Annotated in this window: 2 protein-coding genes; both read right to left on the bottom strand. The window is 70.2% G+C overall.

Annotated elements, in window-relative coordinates; all coding sequences use genetic code 11:
• The coding region (locus AC1KAT_RS22110) for an Ig-like domain-containing protein (protein WP_480329505.1) at window positions 1–1,215 on the bottom strand (1,215 nt) is incomplete at its 3' end.
• Between the two features lie 5 nt (window positions 1,216–1,220).
• Window positions 1,221–1,488: RHS repeat domain-containing protein (locus AC1KAT_RS22105; RefSeq protein ID WP_480329503.1), on the bottom strand; the 268-nt coding region annotated here is incomplete at its 5' end.

The raw sequence follows: 1,488 nt of genomic DNA, 5'->3' as shown, positions 1-1,488 counted from the left end.
GTCCGTCAGCACCCGGCCCTGCGCGTCGTACGTGTACTGCGTGCTGCCGCCCGGGTGGCTCGTGCTCGTCAACCGGCCAATGCCGTGGGCGTAGCCCGTGCCCGTCTGGTCGTAGGTCCAGTTGTAGGTTTGCGTGCTCAGGCCCGTGCCGACGTGCTGGCTGCGCGTCAGCCGGTTCAGCGCGTCGTAGGTGTGCGTGGTGACCACCCCGCGGCTGTCCGTGCGCGTCTTCAGGTTGCCTGCGGCGTCGTAGGTGTGCGAGGCCGTGCCCGTGTCCGGGCTGATCAACTGCGTGGCCTGGCCCAGGCCGTCGCGCGGGTACTGCGTGATCAGCCGCTTGGGGTCGGTGACCTGCGTCAGGTCCGCGCGGCCGTTGTAGGCGAAGTCCGTCTTGCCCTGCTTCGGGTCCGTGTGGTCCTTCGGGCGGTCCAGGCTGTCGTAGGTGGTGACGTTCTGGAAGCCGAAGCCCGGCACGTCCTTGGCCTGCACGGTGCGCGTCGGGTTGCCGTTGGCGTCGTACTCGTGGTGCACCACCGGGGCCGAGGCGATGGGGGCCGGGGGCAGGGCTGCGCCTTGCACCGCCTGCGCCAACACGGCCGAGGTGCTGGTGGCGTTGTTGGTGTTGCCTGCGTAGACCGCGCTCAGGCTGTGGGTGCCCACGCCCAGGGTGGTGACGGTGAGGCTGGCCGAACCAGCGCTGAGCGGGACCACGCTCAACGTGGTGCTGCCGTTGCGGAAGGTGACGTTGCCGGCCGGGTTGTAGCCGGTGACGGTGGCCGTGAGGGTGATGCTGCCGAGCGAGGCCGGGTTGGCGCTGCTGGTCAGCACCGTGGTGGAGGCGGCCTTGCTGACCACCTGGGTGACGCCGGCCGAGGTGCTGCCGGTGTGGCCACCGCCGCCGGCGTAGACGGCTGTCAAGCTGCGGTTGCCGGCGGTGGGGAAGGTGCGGGTGAAGCTGGCCACGCCGTTGCTGAGGGTGGCCGTGCCGATGGTGGTGCTGGCGTCCCGGAAGGTGACGGTGCCGGTGGCCGTGGGCGGGCTGACGGTGGCGGTGAGCACGGAGCTCTGGCCGACGACCTGCGGGTTGGTGGCGCTGGTGAGCACGGTGGTGGTGGCGGTTTGCGCCCAGGCCCAGCTGGCGCTCAGGCCGAGGGCCGCGGCCGCAAGCGCTCGCGTGGTCTGTCGGCCGAACTGGCCGAATCGAATCGAGATCATGGTCCTCACTCCCTTCCGGTGGTCTGTTGCACACGCCCGAGGGCGTCGATGCTGCGTTCGAGTTGTCGTTTGAGGGCCCCGGCGGGGTCCTTGGTCTGCTCGGCGATGCGGTTGCCGGCGGCGTCCAGCGTGTAGTCGGTGCGGTTGCCCTTGTGGTCGTAGACGGCGACGAGGCGGTGGGCGTCGTCGTAGTCGTAGCCGACCCAGCTGGAGTCGGGCAGGGTGACGCGCTTCAACTGTCCGACGGGGTCGTAGGCGTAGGTGGTGGTCTGT

It is taken from the genome of Piscinibacter sp. PDB5-1 (assembly GCF_056676035.1).
Note: the sequence above shows the minus strand (reverse complement) of the source record. Positions and strands in the feature narration are given on the sequence as shown.